The organism is Arthrobacter sp. Bi26 (genome assembly GCF_918697925.1).
GTDB lineage: Bacteria > Actinomycetota > Actinomycetes > Actinomycetales > Micrococcaceae > Arthrobacter.
The window spans coordinates 1-20,367 of record NZ_CAKKMF010000067.1; the positions used below are offsets into that span (position 1 = coordinate 1).

Below are 20,367 nucleotides of genomic sequence, written 5' to 3' on the forward strand. Positions count from 1 at the left end.
CGGCTATGCCCGGCGCGGCGGACTCGAGGACGCCCTGGCCGAGATCGAGGCCCTGGCCGCCCATCCGAGGATCCGGGCGATCGGTGAGACCGGCCTGGACTTTTTCCGGACCGAGGGGGAGGGCCTGGCCCACCAGCGCTATTCGTTCCGCCGCCATATCGACATCGCCAAACGGCTCGGACTGACGCTGCAAATCCATGACCGCGACGCCCACGACGACGTCGTCCAGGTGTTGCGCGACGAGGGGGCCCCGGAGCGCGTGGTCTTCCACTGCTTTTCCGGCGACGAGGCCCTCGCCCGGACCTGCAACGCTGAGGGCTGGTACATGTCCTTCGCCGGAACCGTGACGTTCAAGAACGCGGCGGACCTGCGGGCAGCGCTGGCCATCGCGGAGCCGAGCCGGGTCCTGGTCGAGACCGACGCGCCCTTCCTTACCCCGCACCCGCATCGCGGCCGCCCGAACGCGAGCTACATGGTTCCGTATACGGTTCGGGCCATGGCCAATGTGACTGGGTCTGAGCTATCCGAGCTGTGCTCGCAAATCGCCGCCAATACCGTGCGGGCGTACGGATCCTGGGACTGAACTGCCCCCTCTCAGCCGCGCGGGATAGATACCGGGTATGCACAAATTCTTGGCTCCTTTATAACGCTTCGATTACAGTGGTCAACTATTAGCCGGGGTCGGGGAAGGCCTACGGATAATTTCACTCCAGCAGGGCGTGCATTGTGGCCAACGAACCACATGCGCGCTCTCGTTTTGGGTGAGGCAGTGCACGCATTTTCCGTGACGCTCCGGACGCTGTCCGGAGCCGCCGTTGGCGCGCTCACGGAGGGTGGCCACGTGCACTTATCCCCGTGCCCGGAAGGTCCAAGAGATTCGGGCAATTGTGGTCAAGTTCTTCACATCGGACGGAAAGTTCAGCTTCGTCAAGGTTGGCACGCAGCTCGTGGTGCTGGTGGCGCTGGTGCTGGGCCTCGTGGCCTTCGTCGGCAACAATAAGACGATCACACTCAACGTGGATGGCAAAGTCAGCTCCGTCCAGTCCTTCGGCGGAACCGTCGGAGAGGTCGTCAAGGGTGCCAAGGTTGAACTGCAGCCATCCGACAGGGTCTCGCCTTCGGTGGACGCCCACGTGCAGGACGGGTCCGTCATCAACGTCAACCTCGCAAAAGCCGTCAAGGTCAGCCTGGACGGCGCCGAGCGGACCATCTCCACGACCTCGCCCACCGTCGAAGGGCTCGTGACCGAACTCGGCGTGGCCAGCGCCTCGCAGGTCTCCGTGCCCAAGGACGCCCAGCTCGCCGTGTCCGGCTCGTTCGTTTCCATCTCGACGCCGAAGACCGTGAGCGTCGTCGCGGACGGCAAGGCTGCCGCGACCACCACGACGGCGGCCACCGTGGCCAAGGTGCTTGAGGACGCCGGGCTTTCGCTCGGAGCCAGCGACCGCGTCTCCCAGCCCGGGAACGCCCCCGTGGTCAATAACATGGTGATCAAGGTCTCCCGCGTCGACGTCAGCAAGACGGCCAACACCACCGAGCCCGTTGCCTTCGAAACACTCACCACCGAGAGCGCGGACATGTTCAAGGGTGAGAAGACGGTCACCCAGGCCGGCGTCGCCGGCACCACCAGCAAGAGCTTCAAGCTGGTCCTCGTGGACGGCCGCGAAGCTTCCCGGACCCTGGTGTCCGAGACCGTCAGCGCCCAGCCCGTCACCGAAAAGGTGACCGTCGGCACGAAGGAAAAGCCCACGCCGGCCGCCAACACCGGCGCGTCCGCCCCCGCCATGATGAACCAGGGCATGTGGGACAAGATCGCGCAGTGCGAATCCGGCGGCAACTGGTCCATCAACTCCGGCAACGGCTACTACGGAGGCCTGCAGTTCGACGTTAGGACCTGGCTCGGCTCCGGCGGCGGCGCCTACGCCCCGAACGCCGCTGCCGCCACCAAGGCCCAGCAGATCGACATCGCCAACCGCGTCTACGCGCAGCGCGGCCTGCAGCCCTGGGGTTGCGGCTGGGCCGCCTCCAGCTAGCACGCCAGAGCCGTAGGCCAGCCCGGCGCTGGCCGCCGGCCGCTGCCCGCCCGACTCCGCGGCTGCCGACCACAGCCAGGGGACCGCACAGGCCGGGTCCGGATTCGCTCCGGACCCGGCCTGCGGCGTACCCGCGCCGGGATAGGATACCTAGGTGACTGAACCGAGCCCCTCCGCACCCGAAAGCCTGCCCGGAGCGGCGCCCGCGCCGCTGATGGGGGCCTCCGATATCCGCCGGCTGGCAGAAGAAATCGGCGTGCGGCCCACGAAGACCCTCGGCCAGAACTTCGTCATTGACGGCAACACCATCCGGCGGATCGTAAACACCGCTGACATCCGGGCCGACGAGACCGTGCTGGAAGTCGGTCCCGGCCTCGGCTCGCTCACCCTTGGCCTGCTGGACGCCGCCCGGAGCGTGGTCGCCGTCGAGATCGATCCGGTCCTCGCCGGGCGCCTGCCGGCCACGGTGGGCCAGTGGCGGCCGGACGCCGTCGGGAATTTCCACCTGGTCCTGGCCGATGCCATGAGGGTCACCGAGCTGCCCGTCGAGCCGACCGCGCTCGTGGCGAATCTTCCCTACAACGTTGCCGTTCCCGTGGTGCTGCACCTCCTGCAGCGCTTCCCGAGCCTGCAGCACGGCTTGGTCATGGTCCAGGATGAAGTCGCCGACCGCCTCGCGGCCGGGCCCGGTTCCAAGACCTACGGCGTGCCTTCGGTCAAGGCCGCCTGGTACAGCAGCATGCGCAAGGCCGGCGTGATCGGCATGAACGTCTTCTGGCCTGCACCCAAAATCCATTCCGGACTCGTCGCCTTCACGCGCCGGGAGCCCCCCGTCACGACTGCCACCAGGGAACAGGTCTTCGCCGTGATTGACGCCGCCTTCGCGCAGCGCCGCAAGACGCTCCGGGCCGCCCTGGCAGGCTGGGCCGGCAGCGCCGCCGAGGCCGAACGCTGCCTGCGGGCCGCCGGCGTCGACCCCACCGCCCGCGGTGAAGTGATCGACATTGCGGCGTTCGCCAGAATCGCCGAAGCCCACGCGCAGCCGGTCGCCTGAAGTCGTTCTGAGCTCCTGAGGAGTTCCCCTGGGAGCTGTTCCGTGCTTGGAGCGCGGGCCGCGATGCCATAGCGTGGAGCCATGAACGCAGTGAGAGGGCGCTTTGCCGCGAGGACTGTTCGAGTCAAGGCTCCAGGCAAGGTCAACGTCTCACTGGACGTAGGGCCGTTGCGCCCGGACGGCTACCACTCAGTTGCCAGCGTCTACCTGGCCGTCTCACTCTACGAAGAAGTCGCGGCCACCAGCACCGATACCGGCGAGATCACCGTCAGCATCAGTTCCGCGAGCACCCTGGACCTTGACGGCGTGGACATCCCGCTCGATCACCGCAACCTGGCTTACAAGGCGGCAGCCATCATGGCCGACGTCTCGGAGCACTCCACCGGTGTCCATCTGGAGATCACCAAGCGGGTGCCCGTGGCCGGCGGGATGGGCGGCGGGTCCGCCGACGCCGCCGCCACCTTGCTGGCCTGCGACGCCTTGTGGAACAGCGGCCTGTCCCGTGACGAGCTGGCCCACCTGGCCGCCGAACTCGGCGCAGACGTCCCCTTCGCGCTGCTCGGCGGCACCGCCGTCGGGCTGGGCGTGGGCGACGACCTCTCGCCGGCCCTCGTCAAGGCCCAGACGGACTGGGTCCTGGTCACCGCCGACTTCGGCCTGTCCACCCCGGAGGTTTTCCGGACCCTGGACCGGCTGCGCGCGGCCGAGGGCGCGGCGGTGGACGAACCGGAAGCCGTGGATCCCGGCGTCATCACGGCACTGCGCACCGGCGACGCCGACGCCCTGAGCCGTGTCCTGGTCAACGACCTGCAGCGTGCCTCGATCGAGCTCGCCCCGGGCCTGCGCGAGACCCTGGGGCGCGGGGAGGCCTGCGGTGCGATCGCGGGAATCGTCTCCGGCTCCGGACCCACGGTCGCGTTCCTCGCGCACAGCCCCGCCGCTGCGGCCGGGCTCGCCGAAGAGCTCCGCCACCACAGTTTCGACGCCCTGGCCGTGCACGGCCCGGTGCACGGGGCCCGCATCATCTCCGATACGCTCCTTTAGGAGCTTTTCGAGCTCCCCACCGCATTACTTCACCGATACACCTAAGAAAGCAGTTCCCTGTGGCACACCTGCTCGGCGGCGAGAACCTCACGGTTTCGTATGCAACCCGTACCGTCCTCAATGGCATTACCCTCGGCCTTGAAGAAGGAGACCGGATCGGCATGGTGGGCCGCAACGGCGACGGCAAGTCGACCCTTATGCGGCTGCTGGCCATGCGCTCCACTCCGGACTCCGGCCGGGTGACCAAGCGCAGCGAGGTCAACATCGGCTACCTGGACCAGAGCGACGTGCTCGACGGCGACCTCACCGTCGGCGCCGCGATCGTTGGGGACCAGGCCGACTATGAATGGGCCCGCAATCCCCAGATCCGCGAAGTCATGGGCGGCCTGGTGTCCGACGTCGACTGGCACGCCAACGTCCATGCGCTCTCCGGCGGGCAGAAGCGGCGCGTGGCGCTGGCCAAGCTGCTGATAGAGGACCACGACGTCATCATGCTCGACGAGCCCACCAACCACCTCGACGTCGAAGGCGTCGCGTGGCTGTCCCGGCACCTGAAGACCCGCTGGCGCGCCAACCAGGGCGCCTTCCTAGTGGTCACCCACGACCGCTGGTTCCTCGATGAGGTCTGCACCAAGACCTGGGAAATCCACGACGGCATCATGGACCCGTTCGACGGCGGCTACGCAGCCTACGTGCTGGCCCGCGCCGAACGTGACCGCTCCGCTTCCGTGGTCGAAAGCAAGCGCCAGCAGCTCGTGAAGAAGGAGCTCGCCTGGCTCCGCCGCGGTGCACCGGCCCGCACCGCCAAGCCCAAATTCCGGATCGAGGCAGCCAACGCCCTGATCGCCGACGTCCCCGAGCCGCGCGACTCGACGGCGCTGAGCAAGATGGCCACGGCCCGGCTCGGCAAGGACGTCCTGGACCTTGAGAACGTCTCGCTGGACTTCCTCGGCGGCGACGCCGGGCAGAAGCTCTTCGACAACATCACCCTGCGGCTTGCCCCGGGCGAGCGGCTGGGCCTCGTGGGCGTCAACGGCGCCGGCAAGACCACCCTGCTGAAGCTCCTCAACGGCGAGATCCAGCCCAGCTCCGGGAAGGTCAAGCGCGGCAAGACGGTGGTCACCGCGGTCCTCACCCAGGAGGTCAAGGAACTCGACGACGTCTCGGACCTGCGCGTGATCGAAGTGATCGAGCGTGAAAAGCGCTCCTTCAACGTCGGCGGCAAGGAATTCACCGCCGGCCAGCTCGTGGAGCAGCTTGGCTTCACCAACGAGAAGCAGTGGACCCCGGTCAGGGACCTCTCCGGTGGCGAACGCCGCCGGCTCCAGCTCCTGCGCCTGCTCGTGGGGGAGCCGAACGTGCTGATGCTTGACGAGCCGACCAACGACCTCGACACCGATACCCTCGCCGCCGTCGAAGACGTGCTCGACGGCTGGCCGGGCACGCTTGTTGTGGTCAGCCACGACCGGTACTTGCTGGAGCGCGTCACGGACCACCAGATGGCGCTCCTGGGCGACGGCAAGATCCGCGCCCTCCCGCGCGGCGTTGACCAGTACCTCGAATTGCGCGAAGGAGCCCTCGCCGGCTCCACGATCACCGGCGGCGGGAACCCCGTCACCTCCTCCGGCGGGGGTGCCGCGCCGGCCGCCGGCGGCCCTTCGGAGGGTGAAAAGCGCGACGCCCGCAAGGCCAAGAACCGGATCGACCGCCAGCTGGGCAAACTCAAGCAGCAGGAAGACAAGATCCACGCCCAGATGACGGCCGGGGCCGGGGACGCCAGCAAGTTCGACCAGCTCGCCGCGCTCAACGCGAAACTCCAGGAACTCGCCGGGGAACGCGAAGCCCTCGAACTCGAATGGCTCGAGGCCCTGGAAGTGCTGGGGGAGTAGTCGCCCGGTTGCCGCGGGACATGCCCAGTGTGCTCGGCCACGGTTGGACATGCTCGGTGTGTTCGGGCACGGCTGGACATGCCCCTCGGAGCGTGTGACTCCCACGGGACATGTCCCAGTGAGCAGGCCAACACTGGACATGTCCTTTGCAGCCTTGAAAACACGCAGGACATGTCCCTTGGCGCGGGCCAAGGATGAGCATGTTGGTGTTATGTCCATTCCTCGTGACCAGCACTGAGCATGTCCCGCGGAGCGCGTGATTCCTGCAGGTCATGTCCCTCGGCTCGCCCCAAGGATGGGCATGTTGGTGTTATGTCCATTCCTCGTGACCAGCGCTGAGCATGTCCCGCGGAGCGCGTGAATCCCGCAGGTCATGTCCCTCGGGCCGCCTCAGGGATGGGCATGTTGGTGTTATGTCCATTCCTCGTGACCAGCGCTGAGCATGTCCCGTGGCAGCAAACGAGCCCCACCAGCCCCTGGGATTCAGTCCTGGCTGCGGAGACCCGGATCCTTCTGCAGCCCGGTCAGGCCATTCCAGGCCAGGTTCACGAGGTGCGCGGCGACTTCGCGTTTGTCCGGGGTGCGGCTGTCCTGCCACCACTGGCCCGTCATCGCGACCATCCCCACGAGCATCTGGGCGTACATGGCCCCGTCCGCGGGGCTGAAGCCGCGGCGGGCGAGCTCATCCTCGAGGATGTGCTCCACCCTGGCCGCCACCTGCGAGAGCAGCGTGGAGAACGCCCGTTCCGGCTGGGGCGGCGGTGCGTCGCGCATGAGGATGCGGAAGCCGTCGGTCCGGTCCTCGATGTAGGTCAGCAGGGCAAGGGCGGCCCGTTCCACGAGGACGCGCGGCTTGGCGTCCTCGGCCAGGGCATCGTTGATGGAGGCCAGCAGGATGTGGAACTCCTTTTCCACAACCTGCGTATACAGGCCTTCCTTGGAGCCGAAGTGCTCGTAGATCACCGGTTTGGAGACGCCCGCGGAGGCGGCGATTTCCTCGATGGTGGTGCCGTCCAGGCCGCGGACAGCGAAAAGCCCCCGGCCGATACCGATCAACTGCGTGCGCCGCTGCGGGCCCGTCATACGGGGCCGGGCAACGTGGCCGGGGGCACGCGCGGGCCTGCCGTTGCCGCCGTCCGCCCCGCCGGATGCCCCTGCACTCTTGATCACTGCACCATCATGCCCTACCGACCGGCGGGGCCGGCCCCGCCACCGCACCCGCCACCGCACGGGCCGCCCGCACCGGCCAGCCGCCCTACGGTGCCGCCGCACGCGGCTGCGTCGGGCCGCACCGGGCCGTCACCGGCCCCCGCCACCGCACCGGCCCGCCGCCCTTCTCGCGGCGCTGAGTCGCACGAGCGTCAACCTTCGTGGCAGAATTGGTTCTCGTGCCACAGGTCAAGCCCGGCACGGTCCGCTCTGGTGTAATGGCAGCACCCCGGCCTTTGGAGCCGTGGAGTATAGGTTCGAGTCCTATGGGCGGAACTGGCGAGACACACTGCGCAACCAAGCAAGGAGAGCCAATACGTGAGCCCCGAGAACACTGGCCCAGCCGCCGTGATTGTCCTAGCTGCAGGGGCCGGTACCCGGATGAAATCCCGTACCCCAAAAATTCTCCATGAGATCGGCGGCCGCTCCCTGGTCGGCCACGCGCTCCAGGCCGCCCGCAGTATCCACCCCCGCGAACTGGCCCTCGTGGTTCGGCATGAACGCGACCGCGTGGCCGCGCACGTCTCCGCCCTCGATCCGCAAGCCCTGATCGTGGACCAGGATGATGTGCCCGGCACCGGCCGTGCGGTCGAAGTCGCACTGGAAGCGCTCGACGCCGAAGGCCCGTTGAGCGGCACAGTCGTTGTCACGTACGGCGACGTCCCCCTGCTCACCGGCGAACTGCTCGCCGAACTCGTCGCCGCCCACGAGGTCGAGGGCAACGCCGTCACCGTCCTGACCGCCGTGCTCGAGGACGCCACCGGCTACGGTCGCATCCTCCGTGCCGACGACGGAACCGTCACGGGAATCCGCGAGCACAAGGACGCCACCAGCACCGAACGCGAAATCCGTGAGGTCAACTCCGGCATCTACGCCTTCGACGCCGCCGTGCTCCGCGACGCGCTGGTCCACGTCACCACGGACAACGCCCAGGGCGAGAAGTACCTCACCGATGTCCTGGCCCTGGCCCGCGCCGCGGGCGGCCGCGTCGCCGCCGTCGTCACCGAAGACCGCTGGCAGGTAGAGGGCGCCAACGACCGCGTCCAGCTCTCGGCGCTCGGAGCCGAACACAACCGCCGCATCATCGAAGCCTGGATGCGCGCCGGTGTGACGGTCGTGGATCCCGCCACCACGTGGATCGACGCCACGGTGACGCTCGACGAGGACGTCCGCCTCCTGCCCAACACGCAGCTGCACGGTGCCACCACGGTGGCGCGCGACGCCGTCGTCGGCCCGGACACCACGCTGACCGACGTCACCGTGGGGGCGGGCGCGAAGGTGATCCGCACGCACGGCTTCGGCTCCACGATCGGTCCGCGCGCCAGCGTGGGCCCCTTCACCTACCTGCGCCCCGGCACCGTCCTGGGCGAGACCGGCAAGATCGGCGCGTTCTACGAAACCAAGAACGTCACGATCGGCCGCGGCTCCAAGCTGTCCCACCTCGGCTATGCCGGGGACGCGGAAATCGGCGAGGACACCAACATCGGCTGCGGCAACATCACCGCCAACTACGACGGCGAAAAGAAGCACCGCACGGTGATCGGCTCGGGTGTGCGCACCGGTTCCAATACCGTGTTCGTCGCCCCCGTCCGCGTGGGCGACGGCGCCTACAGCGGTGCCGGCGCGATCATCCGCCAGGACGTCCCGGCCGGGGCCCTTGTCGTCTCCCTGGCCAGGCAGCGGAACTCCGAAGGCTGGGTCCCGGCCAACCGCCCCGGTTCCGTCTCCGCCGCCCTGGCAGAGTCCGCCGGCGCCGTGTCCGCCGGCGCCGTGGGCGTCGCCCCAACATCCTCCACTACTCCGGCACCGACAGAAGAGGGCTAGCAATCATGAGCGAAATTACGGCACACGGCGAGAAGAAGCTGGTGCTGGCCGCGGGGCGCGCGCACCCTGAGCTGGCGAAGGAGATCGCGAAGGAGCTGGGCACCGAACTGCTGCCCCTGGACGCCTACGACTTCGCCAACGGCGAGATCTACGTGCGGGCCGGCGAGAGTGTCCGAGGCACCGACGCCTTCGTGATCCAGGCCCACCCGGCCCCGTTGAACAACTGGCTCATGGAACAGCTGATCATGATCGATTCGCTCAAGCGGGCCTCCGCCAAGCGCATCACCGTCGTGTCCCCGTTCTACCCCTACGCCCGCCAGGACAAGAAGGGCCGCGGCCGCGAGCCGATCTCGGCACGCCTCGTCGCCGATCTGTACAAGACCGCCGGCGCCGACCGCATCATGAGCGTGGACCTGCACACCTCGCAGATCCAGGGCTTCTTCGACGGCCCCGTGGACCACCTCATGGCCATCCCGCTCCTGGCCGACTACATCCGCACCCGCGTCGGCTCGGACAAGGTCACGGTCGTCTCGCCGGACACCGGTCGCGTCCGCGTCGCCGAGCAGTGGGCCGAGCGCCTCGGCGGCGCGCCGCTGGCCTTCGTGCACAAGAGCCGGGACCTCACCGTGCCCAACCAGGCCGTCTCCAAGACGGTCGTCGGCCAGATCGAAGGCCGCACCTGCGTCCTGATCGATGACATGATCGATACCGGCGGAACCATCTCCGGCGCCGTCCAGGTGCTCAAGAACGCTGGCGCCAAGGATGTCATCATCGCCGCGACCCACGCGGTGTTCTCCGATCCGGCAGCCCGCCGGCTGTCCGAATCCGGCGCCCGCGAGGTAGTGGTCACCAACACCCTGCCGATCACCCCGGACAAGCGCTTCCCGCAGCTGACCGTGCTGTCCATCGCACCGCTGATCGCCCGCGCCATCCGCGAAGTGTTCGACGACGGCTCCGTCACCAGCCTGTTCGACGGCCAGGCCTGAGCCGGCCGGCGCAGGGCCCGGATTTAGAAACCGGGCCCTGCGCTGGTAGCCTTGTACCGAAACCTTGGCGAGGGAGAGCGCCGGTATCCGTATATTCCGTATATACGGGCAACCGGCCGCTGGTCTCCGTTATCGACTGGGTCTGAATCTCCTTCTGAAGGGCAGCTGCACAGCAGCCCGGCGTTGAAGGTCGCAAACAGACCTCCGCCCTTGCTGAACACCGTTTAGTCCCACAGCTTGAAATCCCACGAGGAGATATCCATGTCTGAGCAGAAGCTCGCAGCAGAAGTCCGCACCGAATTCGGCAAGGGCTTCGCCCGCCGCGCCCGCATGGCCAACCTGATCCCGGCTGTCATTTACGGCCACGGCGCAGAGCCGATCCACATCACCCTGCCGGCGAAAGCCACCACCCTGGCTGTCCGCACCGCCAACGCCCTGCTGACCCTGGACATCAACGGCGAGCAGCACCTGGCCCTCGTCAAGGACATCCAGCGCAACCCGATCAAGCAGATCATCGAGCACCTCGACCTGCTGACCGTCCGCACCGGCGAGAAGGTCACCGTTGACGTGCCCGTCCACCTCAGTGGCGAACTGGCTCCGGGCAACGTCCACAACCTGGAAATGACCACCGTCTCCCTCGAGGCCGAGGCAACCCACCTGCCGACCGCCATCGAGGTCAGCATCGAAGGCCGCAGCGCCGGCGAGCACATCCACGCTTCCGACCTCGTCCTGCCGAAGGGCTCCACCCTGCTGGCCGACCCCGAAGCACTCGTTGTCAACATCTCCGAGTCTGTCGAAAACGTCGAAGAGGGCGAAGAGGGCGAAGCGGCTGCCCCGTCAGCCGAAGCAGCAGCCGAGTAATTCCGGCGATTTTACCGGTGGCCGGGTCCCTCTGGGGCCCGGCCGCCGTCGTCTCTGACGTCGTCGTATCCCACGCCGCAGCCCGGAGCCGGCGGCCCCGCCGGACACGTCCCGCCTGACCGTCCCACCCTGCCGCGTCCCACCGAAGGACTGATCCATGACCGACACCTGGCTGATCGTAGGCCTTGGCAACCCCGGATCCGAGTACAGCCACAACCGGCACAACGTCGGCCAGATGGTCCTGGACGAACTCGCCTCCCGCGTCGGCGGCGGCTTCAAGTCGCACAAGTCGCGCGCCCAGGTCCTCGAAGGGCGCCTGGGCATCGGCGGACCCCGGATCGTGCTGGCCAAGCCGCTGTCCTACATGAACGTCTCCGGTGGCCCCGTCTCGGCCCTGGCCCAGTTCTACGGCATCGACCCCGACCATGTCATTGCCGTCCACGACGAGATCGACATCCCCTTCGACACCGTGCGGCTCAAGATCGGCGGCGGCGAAGGCGGCCACAACGGACTCAGGGACATCTCCAAGGCCCTGGCCACCAAGGACTACCTGCGCGTGCGGGTGGGCGTCGGGCGTCCGCCCGGCCGGATGGAGACTGCGGACTTCGTCCTGCGCGATTTTTCCGCCCCGGAAAAGAAGGAACTTCCCTTCCTCATCGACTCAGCGGCCGACGCCGTCGAAGTCCTGGTCAGGGACGGTCTGCTCGCCGCCCAGCAAAAATTCCACCCGGCCAAGGCCCCTTAGACGCGGCCCGAACCTAAACGCAGCCAAAGCGCGCCCAACGCAGCCGTCGCGGCTCCCTGGCAGGCGCCGGGCGGTTTAGTTGCATCCGCATTACGGGTTTCCTTTCCAAGCTTTCGGCATTCCAGCTATGATCTGTCTACTCTCATGTCGGGGGATAGGGATACGCTACTTCTAAGTGGGCAGTCCGGGGTTGCTGTCTGCAAAGCGGTACGAAGGAAACTACATGTCGAGGGAATCGCTGGGCTGGGGGAATGTTTCCACTACATTGGCACCCGCCGAAGAAGAACATGCTGCCGGTCCGGTCACGAGGCACGGGTGGTCCGGTTTGGCGCGGAACGCTGATGCCGAGCGTGTCCGCCACGAACTGCTGGCGCCGGACCGGATGGGCGTTGTCATCACGGGCGACCGGGGTGTGGGCAAGACGCTCGTCGGCCGGACTGCTCTCGCGGGATTCGGCCCCGAGGTGTACACCATCCAGCTCCGCAGCTCGGGTCCGGGTTCGGCAACACCGTACGGTTGCCTGGCTTTCACCCTTGCGCGGCTCCCGCAGAGCTCCCTGGGCTCGCCGACCGCCATCCTGCACGGCATTACCTCGCTGATCCGCGACGACGCCGCCGGCCGCCAATGCGTAATCCTCCTCGACAACGCCGGGGCCCTTGACGAACTCAGCACCGGCGTCCTGCTGAACCTGCTGCAGACCCGGACCGCCCGGCTGATCGCAACGGCCCAACGCACAACAGACCTTCCGCCAGACTTCTACTGGCTCATCACCTCGGGCCAGCTGGCCGAGGTCCGGCTCGCCAACCTCACCGAACTCGAAACGCTGGAGGTCCTGCAGTCAGCCTTGGGCCATCGGGTCTCGACGGCCCTGGCGAGCCAGCTGCACCAGCTGGTCGGTGGCAGCCCCACACTCCTGCAAGCCGTCGTGTCGGAACAAATCGAACGCGGAAACCTGGTCTTGTCCGGATCGGTATGGACACTGGTTGATGAGGTCGTGCTGGACGGCCGGACGGCGCTGGAAGACATTGTCCGGGCCAGGTATGCCAGGGAAACGCCCGAGGCCCGGGAGGTAATTGACGTCCTCTCATGCGCCCGGACCCTGCCCCTGTCCCGGCTCGCCAGGATGTACAGCCCCGGCGTTATTGCCGACATGGAAGAGGCCGGCCAGATCGTCGTCGACCGCACGGACCGGCACCTCGTCACGCTGGGCGACCGCTACCTCGGCGACATTGTCCGTAACTGGCTTAGCGTGGAGCGCCGGCTGGAGCTCCGGGACAAGGTCCCCGGGCACCAGGAACATGAGCTGAACGAGCTGACTGTCGAGGACCTGCTGGCCTACGCGGCGTGGACCCACGACTGCAACGCCCAGCTGGCACCCGCCCACGCTGTGGCGGCTGCCAGCGCCGCCGTCAAGCTCTTCGACCCGAAGTTTGCCCTCAAATGCGCCGGCAGCCTGTCCCCAGCGGACCCTGAGTGGGTGGAGGGGCAACTCCAGAAGTCGGCGGCCTACCTCCAGCTCGGGCTGCCGCTGCAGGCCATGTCCGCGCTGGACGATGTCTCCGAACGGCAGGTCAACGACCTCGCGGCCGAGAACTTCGCCGAATTCATTGCGGCGAAAGCTGACTGCATGGCCTGGCTGGAGGACCGCTCCGGCCAGGTCCCCGAGCTGCTCCGGCAGGCCAGGGTCCGGCTCCAGGACTTGAGCCTGGACGAGCCGCCCGCCGCCCCGGCGGCACTTTCCCGGGCGGCGCTGGCCCTGGATCTCTGCGAGTTCAACTACTTCTCCTTCATCGGGGATTTCGAGCCCATGATGGAGCGGCTCACCACCGCGGCCACCACAGACGTCCCCGGCGCCGATCCCGTGCACCGGCTCAGATCGGCCATCATCCTGATGGAGGCCTGGTCCCTGACCGGCCACGAACTCGATGCCCGCAAACTCATGCGGGAGATCGGCGGACAGCTGGGCGAGTGGTCCAACGTGCCGCGCATCCGCGAAAACTTCGCCTGGCGCTCCTTCAATGTGCTGCTCCTCTCCGGCCTGTGGCGCCAGGCCATCGACATGCTCAAGGACGCGAGCGGCCGGGCAGGGCACGGGCTGCATTCCGGCAGCGCCGCCACCGACCTCGCCGTCGGGCTCGCCTACGTTTATGCCGGCCGCGGCTACATGGCACTGGATCCGCTGCTGGCCGCGATCGCCCAGCTGGAGGTCCGGGCGAGCCTGCAGTCCCTGCGCCAGGCCTACGCTGCCACCGCATTCGCCTACGCCCAGACCGGCAACTCGGTCCAGGCCACGATCTACCTGGACCGGGCCCGCTCGGCTGACGGTCCGGCCCGCTTCACTGTCAGCAGTTCCACGGAGTTCTGCCTGGACATGGCCTCCCGGTGGCTCGGTGACCCCGAGGCCAAGGACAGGCTGGTACGGTCCGCGGAGGCGCATTTCCGCAAGGGCCGCCACACCCTCGCCGGAATCTGCATGTTCGGCGCCACCGTCAACGGAACCGTCAAGGATTTCCTCTTCATGGAGGAAATCGCCGGGCTGCGGCAGGGGCCGCTTGCTGAGATGTCCCGCACGGTCGCCGTCGGCAGCCGGAAGAAGGACGCAGCGATCATGCTCGAAGCCGCCGAGCAGGCTGCGAACCTCGAACTGGACGCTGTCCAGGCCAGGTGCGCGGCGCTCGCGTTCGACTTCGCGAAGGGTGCCGGACTGACGGCCAGCGCTAACGCCGCGTACAGCATGCTCGAGAGCCTCTCGGAGTCCGTTCCGGCGCTGCCGGTCATGCCGCGCAACAAGGGTCCGCTGCTGACGGAACGGGAGCGGCAAATCGCCACCCTGGCCGGGAACGGGGTCTCCAACAAGGACATTGCCCTGGAAGTGGGCATTTCCGTCAGAACTGTGGAGGGCCACCTGTATCAGGTGTTCACGAAACTCGGCGTTTCTTCGCGAAGTGATCTGCTTGGACTCATCTAGGGGGCCGGCGGGAAACCCCGGAACGGCGCCTACCCGCGCCTTGACCGGGAGGTCGGAAGATTTGATGTCGGCAGTGGAGGCCCTCCAGGGCGGCAGCCATGTGGCCGTGTTCGTCCTCGGCGACAGCGGGATGGGCAAATCCAGGCTCATCGAAGCCGTGGTGGCGGAGCTGGGCGCCGAGGTGACGCCTGTGCCGATCCACGGCAGCGCGTCATTGACCAAGGTGCCTTACGGTGTCCTCGGCCCCTTCATCGTGGGACTGCCGGTCCAGGAAGCAACATCGCAGCTGGCCGTGTTGCGGACGCTGTGGGCGCACCTGGAAGAGCAGAAGCGCGTCACCCAGAAACCCCTGCTGCTGGTCGTCGACGACGCCCACGACCTCGACGAGGCGACGGCCGGAATCCTGGCGGAGCTGGCCGCAGCGGGCTGGGCCAAACTGCTCGTGGGCGCGGCCGCCCGGCCCGGACTGCCGGAACCGCTCCTGCAGCTCTGGTTTGAAGGCATCGCCGAACGGCACGACCTCCGCCCCCTCACCCTCGCGCAGACCACAGAGATGCTGGAGGGCGAACTGGGCTCACAGGTGCTGCCGAACGTCGCCGAGATCCTCTGGGAGGCCTCCGGCGGCAACCCGATGCTCCTCAACGGGCTCCTCGACGACGCCAAGAACGACGGCACGCTGCTGCGGCGCAACGGTGTCTGGTTGTTCACCCGGCACCTCAACAGCCACGGCGACCGGCTGACCGACGTCGTGCGCCGTCAGCTGCTGCTGCGCTCGCCGGAAGAACGTCAGGCCTTGAACCTGGTGGCGCTGGCCGAACCGGTATCCAGGGAACTGATCGAGTCTGTGGCCGGCGAAGAGGCCGTGGGATCTTTGATCGACAGCGAACTGATCCGCGTGACGGACCCCGTAACCGGAGAGCTGCGGCTGTGGCATACCGTGTACGGCGACACCCTGCGGAACCTGATCTCGCCGGCGAGGAGCCTGCAGCTGCGGCAGAGCCTGCTGCGCAAGATGGACAGCGAGCCGACGTCGGCCGAAGGGCTGCTGCGCCACGTGAGCTGGTCGATCGAATGCGGTGCGGAGGTCGAGGACCGGCAGCTGCTGCGGGCCGCGGTGCTGGCCAGCCGGCTCTACGAGGATGAGCTCGCCCGGAAGGCTGCCGCACTGGTCAAGGATCCGGAACTGCAGATGGCGGCCCGTGCCGTGATAGCGCGGACCCGCTACAACTCCTCCGACTACGTTGCGGCGCGGGACATCCTCGACGCCGATTTCGGCAAGGGCAACACCGTCCCCGGCCTCCTGGCCGGATCGCTCCTGTGGGCCGCGGTGATGTCGGCGCTGGGCCACACGCCGGCAGAGATCATGAAACGGGCACAGGTGCTCCAACGTGCCGCCGAACGACTCGCCGCGGCCCGGCCGGACGACGCCGAAGCCATTCAGCATGCCACAAAGGAGCGCCTGGACACCATGGAAGCCATGGTCCTTGCGCTGGCGGGCGAGTACGCGGCGGCCCCTGCCGAGGAGGCGGATGCCGCCAGCCGGCCGGCGGCGAACACGCTGGAAAAGGCGTTCCGGCTCTGTCTCGACGCGGAGCGGCTCCTGGCCGGTGGCAAGGGAGTGAGCGCCCTTGCCGTGATGTCCCGGGCAATCGAGGCCGCCGGAGCCGATCACGATGAGCTGTACTTCCTCACCGACTTCCTGGTGGTCCGTTCCGCCGCCGCCGCAATCCACTCCGGGGACTGGCAGGGGGCCGAAACGCTCCTGACCGGCTTTGTGGCCGGATCCGGGCCCAGCCTGATTTCCTTTGGCGGTGGAGTGCACGCGGCCCACGGCATCATCCTGCTCTACCAGGGCAAGGCTGCCCAGGCCCTGAATACCCTCAGTGCCGCGCTCGAAGCCCTGCGGTTGACCGACCCCCAGCAGCTGTTCGCCCTCACAGCGGCCATGGCGTTCGCCGCGGCCGCCGAAGTCGGTGCCCAGACGAAGGCGGAGCTTCTCCTCGCCGACTTCGAGGCCGCCCCCGCGGCTTTGCCGCGGTTCATGCGCTCGCTGGCCGCGATGGCCGTGGTTTACGGAAAAGCCCGGCTCGGGAATTACCCCGGCGCCATCGCGGAACTGAAGCGGCTCGGACACCCGGACCCGGACATGGACACCTCCGGCCTCGAACTCGACGCGCTGGCCTTTTGCCTGGCCCTGGGTGACACGGACTCGGCACCGAGGCTGCTCGAACTCCGGGCCGGGCTTGAGGGCCCACGGCCTGCCGCGATCTGCGCCTACGCCGCAGCCATCAGCACGGACAACGCCGCAGACCACCTTGAGGCCGCGAAAACCTGTGAAGCTGCCGAACTGTGGACCTTTGCCGCCCTGGCCTACGACGCAGCGGCGCACGCCTACCGGGCCGCGGGCGACACCCTGAGGGAGCGCATGGCGAACTCCCAGCGGAAGCGATGCCTGGACCGGGCCGACGACCTCCCCGGTGAGGAGGCGGCCAAGAGTGATGACTCGCTCGGCATACTGACCCGCCGCGAGCGCGACATTGTGGCGCTGGCGGTACGCGGCCTCACCGACCGGCAGATTGCCGCCGAGCTCCAGGTGTCCGTGCGCACGGTTGAAGGCCACCTCTACCGCAGCTACGCCAAGCTCAACGTGAAGGGCCGGGAGCAGCTTCCAGGTATCGGCGGACGCTAGCGGAGAAGCAGCCGGACGCCAGCGTACAGCAGCCGGCCGGGGCTGCTTAGGGCCGTGTTGGGCGGCCAGCGGGGGCCTGGGCTGGGCCGATTCTCCGGTTTCCGGGACGCTACGGTCAGGGACACGTGAAGCGGGATTCCGACTACTTGGTTTGGACCCTGCAGGGGTGCGGGTCCAACTGAGTACAGCTACGTAGAGCGGCCTGAATACTCGCTGCGTAATCGAGTACTACTTACGCATACCTAAAATACGCGCAGTCCCTACCGTTGAGGTATCACCGCTCACACTTTGATTGCGAAGGTCTCTCATATGTTCCAGCAAGACGCCGGCTTGCCTGCGGGCAGCGGCCAGACAGAAGCTATCTTTCCGGCGCAAAGAAACGGATATGGCCGGCACAAAGACAAACCCTTCACCCGCCAGCAGGTCGTTGCCGACATCGTTGAGACCCTGACGTCGGGGTCCGGCTGCGGCATTGTCCTGGTGGGCGACCACGGGGCCGGCAAGTCTTTCATCGCCCAGCGCGCCCTTGAACAGCTCGGAGACGAGTACCTGGTAGTCCAGGTCAGGGGCAGCTCGATTTCCTCCAAGCTTCCCTATGGGGCACTGAGCGTTCTGCTCAACGACCTCGACGCCTCCCACCTCGAGCACCCCCTGATGGTGCTGCGCGGACTGACCCAGCTGCTTCACAACAAATCCGAGGGGCGGCGAGTCGTCCTCTTCGTGGACAACGCCCATGACCTCGACGAACTCTCGAGCATGATGGTGGCCCAGCTGAGCGCCGGGGCCCACGTCACCCTGCTGGCGGCGTGCGTGGACATGCCCCACGTCGGCGGCGACATCATGGGCCTGTGGAAGGATGACCTGCTCCGGCGGGTAGACCTTGGACCGTTCGACTTCGCAGAGACGGCAGCAACACTGCATCACGAATACGGCGGCCGTTTCTCCCTGACCGCCGCCCGGGCGCTCTGGAGCGCGAGCGGAGGCAACGCCCTGTTCCTCCATTCCCTCGCCCGGGAACAGATCAAGCTGGGCACAGTGCTCCGCCAGGACGGCGTATGGTTCCTGGGCAACGGCCCCATTGCCCTGACCGGCGAGATCCGGGACGTCGTGAAGGCACGCCTGAACCGGCTTGGCACCGGCCAGCGCGACGTCTTTGAATTGCTGGCCCTTGCCGGGTCGGTTTCTCTGCAGACGCTCATGCTGATCGCCAACCCCCAGGACATGGATGCGCTCCAGGAGCGGGCCCTGATCCGGGTCACCCATGACCATCCGCCGATGGTGAGCGTCGCCAACCCCGTGACGGCCGGAATCGTCGCCAGCGTAGTCCCGCCCGGCCGCAGCGCCGAACTCCGCCGCCGGCTCACGGCCGTGCTCCAGGACTCGGACGCCTTGGACGCCGGCGGCGCGACCGGCGTCGCCTGGGCGCTGGACTGTGGAGAGCAGGTGCGCCCGGAAGTGGCGCTGGCCGCGGCCCACACCGCGAACAGCGAGTCCGACCCCGCGGCCGCGCTGCGGTTCATCCAGGAGGCGGAAGGAAGCGAAACCTCTGTCCTGACGGCTATCGAATCGGTGAATGCCCATATTTTGGTGAATAACGCGGAGTCCGCGCGTCGGGTCCTGGAGGCGCTGGATGAGGCCGCCTGCCGGGACCTTTCTGTGTCCGACTGGACGGCCCTGCAGCTCCTGCGCGCAGAGCTGGAAAAGCGCAGCCCGGCCCCGGGAGCCGATCCTATGGCCAGGCTGCGCGAGCTCGCGGAGCGGCTGGCGGCAGAACCGGAGCAGCACAGCCGCGCGGTGCGAGCGGGCCGCGAGCAGCTGCGCCTGGCCGAGGCCGAGCTCGCCGCATTCCAGGGACGCTACGCCGATGTCCTGGCCGCGACCGAGCACGTGGACACAACGGACCTGGGCAGCGAACTGCGCCTCGTGACCGCCAGTGTGCGCTGCGAGGCCCTGGCCGTCACTGGCAACGTCGTGTCGGCACTGGCCCTGGGAAAGCAGGTCCTGGCGGCCACAGCGAACCTGCACCTCACGGACCGGGCGGTTCGGGAGATCAGGGGCAGGTTCCTGCTCCTGCTCCTGGTCTCGGCAAAGTTCCGGGAGGCATCCGTTTATCTTGACGAGACCTACGGCGGCATCGAACCGCAGACCCGGCTCGGCGGGATGTTCGAGATTGGGCACGGGGTCATTGACCTGCACGCCGGGCACTTGGACGAGGCCCTGTCCCGGCTCCAGGCCGGCAGGTGGCAGCTCCGGGCGCAGGACCCGGATGCTTTGACCGGCCTGGCCACGGCAGTCTGTGCCTATGCCGCCGCCCTCCAGGGCGAAGAGGAGACGGCCGGCCTCCTGCTGGGCGACCTTGACCAGCCGCGGCCGCCCGCGGCGTGGCTGGCAGAACGGCTCACACGTTATTTCGAACTCTCAGCCCAGGCCGAGCTCGGCCAGCGGGCAGCATCCATCCGCGCCCTGGCAGCCGAGGCGGAGAACGACACCGAATCCTCGGCCGTGGCTCCGGCGCTCCTGTTCCAGTCCGCCGCCACCAGGTTGGGAGACCGCCAGATGGGCCACAAGCTCGGCAGTCTCGGCGGCCGGGTGACCGGGCAGTACGCGGCCCTGTGCTCGCGGCTGGCCGAGGGCATGCGGGAGGCCGACAGCGAACTCTTGCTGGCGGCGTCCAAGGACGCCGACGCGTCCGGCAACGCCGTCTTCGCCCGGGATGCGGCCCGGAAGGCCGTCAGCTGCGCGAACGACGCCGGCAACCGGATCGCACTGCGGATCGCCCAGCGGGCGCAGCAGTCGCTCGATGACAAGTTCGGCAGTCCCAAGAACGGTCTTCACTCGCTCACAACCTCGACCCTGACGGCGAGGGAATGTGAAGTGGCCGTCCGGGCCGCTGCCGGCACGTCGAACCGCAAGATCGCGGAACAGATGCACGTGTCGGTCCGCACCGTGGAGGGACACCTCTATCAGGTGTACTCGAAGCTGCATGTCGCCAGCCGATCGGAACTCAAAGATGTCATCTCAACTCCGGCAGACAGCGCCCGGCTCGGCTGACCCCGGCAGAATCC

At 67.7% G+C, this 20,367-nt stretch carries 13 protein-coding genes and 1 tRNA gene; 13 read left to right on the top strand and 1 reads right to left on the bottom strand.

Features of this window, described 5'->3' with window-relative positions:
• From LQV16_RS16695 to LQV16_RS16715, 5 genes are all read left to right on the top strand, one after another.
• Positions 1-583 (top strand): TatD family hydrolase (locus LQV16_RS16695; RefSeq protein WP_229995019.1); only part of this gene is annotated, 583 nt, incomplete at its 5' end.
• A gap of 304 nt (positions 584-887) precedes the next feature.
• Positions 888-2,033: a transglycosylase family protein gene (locus LQV16_RS16700; protein WP_229995020.1), complete on the top strand. Its 1,146-nt coding sequence runs from the start codon at positions 888-890 to the stop codon at positions 2,031-2,033.
• Between the two features lie 154 nt (positions 2,034-2,187).
• Positions 2,188-3,087, top strand: a complete 900-nt coding sequence (rsmA, locus tag LQV16_RS16705) for a 16S rRNA (adenine(1518)-N(6)/adenine(1519)-N(6))-dimethyltransferase RsmA (protein ID WP_229995021.1) — start codon at positions 2,188-2,190, stop codon at positions 3,085-3,087.
• Between the two features lie 81 nt (positions 3,088-3,168).
• On the top strand, positions 3,169-4,131 hold the full coding sequence (locus tag LQV16_RS16710; RefSeq protein ID WP_229995022.1) for a 4-(cytidine 5'-diphospho)-2-C-methyl-D-erythritol kinase: 963 nt from the start codon (positions 3,169-3,171) through the stop codon (positions 4,129-4,131).
• Between the two features lie 59 nt (positions 4,132-4,190).
• Positions 4,191-6,020: an ABC-F family ATP-binding cassette domain-containing protein gene (locus LQV16_RS16715; protein WP_229995023.1), complete on the top strand. Its 1,830-nt coding sequence runs from the start codon at positions 4,191-4,193 to the stop codon at positions 6,018-6,020.
• A gap of 483 nt (positions 6,021-6,503) precedes the next feature.
• On the opposite strand, the gene LQV16_RS16720 is transcribed toward LQV16_RS16715, so the two are convergent.
• Entirely contained in the window at positions 6,504-7,103 is a 600-nt protein-coding gene (locus LQV16_RS16720) for a TetR/AcrR family transcriptional regulator (protein ID WP_229995035.1), read from the bottom strand.
• Positions 7,104-7,433: 330 nt separating this feature from the next.
• Here LQV16_RS16720 and LQV16_RS16725 point away from each other — a divergent pair.
• The 8 genes from LQV16_RS16725 to LQV16_RS16760 all read left to right on the top strand — a co-directional run bounded on the left by LQV16_RS16725 (position 7,434) and on the right by LQV16_RS16760 (position 20,353).
• Positions 7,434-7,505 (top strand) — tRNA-Gln (locus LQV16_RS16725).
• A 42-nt stretch (positions 7,506-7,547) separates the two neighbouring features.
• Positions 7,548-9,053 (top strand): bifunctional UDP-N-acetylglucosamine diphosphorylase/glucosamine-1-phosphate N-acetyltransferase GlmU, encoded by a 1,506-nt coding sequence (gene glmU, locus LQV16_RS16730; RefSeq protein ID WP_229995024.1) that lies wholly within the window; start codon positions 7,548-7,550, stop codon positions 9,051-9,053.
• A 5-nt stretch (positions 9,054-9,058) separates the two neighbouring features.
• Positions 9,059-10,039 carry a ribose-phosphate diphosphokinase gene (locus LQV16_RS16735; protein WP_026537748.1) on the top strand — a complete coding sequence of 327 codons (981 nt, stop codon included), beginning with the start codon at positions 9,059-9,061 and terminating at the stop codon, positions 10,037-10,039.
• A 261-nt stretch (positions 10,040-10,300) separates the two neighbouring features.
• On the top strand, positions 10,301-10,900 hold the full coding sequence (locus LQV16_RS16740; protein ID WP_229995025.1) for a 50S ribosomal protein L25/general stress protein Ctc: 600 nt from the start codon (positions 10,301-10,303) through the stop codon (positions 10,898-10,900).
• A gap of 157 nt (positions 10,901-11,057) precedes the next feature.
• Positions 11,058-11,645 (top strand): aminoacyl-tRNA hydrolase, encoded by a 588-nt coding sequence (gene pth / locus LQV16_RS16745; RefSeq protein WP_229995026.1) that lies wholly within the window; start codon positions 11,058-11,060, stop codon positions 11,643-11,645.
• Between the two features lie 223 nt (positions 11,646-11,868).
• Complete coding sequence (locus tag LQV16_RS16750) at positions 11,869-14,613, top strand: LuxR C-terminal-related transcriptional regulator (RefSeq protein ID WP_229995027.1); 2,745 nt, start codon at positions 11,869-11,871, stop codon at positions 14,611-14,613.
• Complete coding sequence (locus LQV16_RS16755; RefSeq protein WP_356815799.1) at positions 14,591-17,302, top strand: LuxR family transcriptional regulator; 2,712 nt, start codon at positions 14,591-14,593, stop codon at positions 17,300-17,302. The genes LQV16_RS16750 and LQV16_RS16755 overlap by 23 nt, the downstream gene beginning before the upstream one ends.
• Before the next feature lie 309 nt (positions 17,303-17,611).
• Entirely contained in the window at positions 17,612-20,353 is a 2,742-nt protein-coding gene (locus LQV16_RS16760; RefSeq protein WP_229995029.1) for a LuxR family transcriptional regulator, read from the top strand.
• Positions 20,354-20,367 lie beyond the last annotated feature (14 nt).

Bases quoted from the DNA above. Each gene is read 5' to 3' on its own strand.
- LQV16_RS16720 (WP_229995035.1), bottom strand. From the start codon at position 7,103: ATGACGGGCCCGCAGCGGCGCACGCAGTTGATCGGTATCGGCCGGGGG.
- LQV16_RS16750 (WP_229995027.1), top strand. From the start codon at position 11,869: ATGTCGAGGGAATCGCTGGGCTGGGGGAATGTTTCCACTACATTGGCA.
- LQV16_RS16740 (WP_229995025.1), top strand. From the start codon at position 10,301: ATGTCTGAGCAGAAGCTCGCAGCAGAAGTCCGCACCGAATTCGGCAAG.
- LQV16_RS16735 (WP_026537748.1), top strand. From the start codon at position 9,059: ATGAGCGAAATTACGGCACACGGCGAGAAGAAGCTGGTGCTGGCCGCG.
- pth (WP_229995026.1), top strand. From the start codon at position 11,058: ATGACCGACACCTGGCTGATCGTAGGCCTTGGCAACCCCGGATCCGAG.
- LQV16_RS16710 (WP_229995022.1), top strand. From the start codon at position 3,169: ATGAACGCAGTGAGAGGGCGCTTTGCCGCGAGGACTGTTCGAGTCAAG.
- LQV16_RS16760 (WP_229995029.1), top strand. From the start codon at position 17,612: ATGTTCCAGCAAGACGCCGGCTTGCCTGCGGGCAGCGGCCAGACAGAA.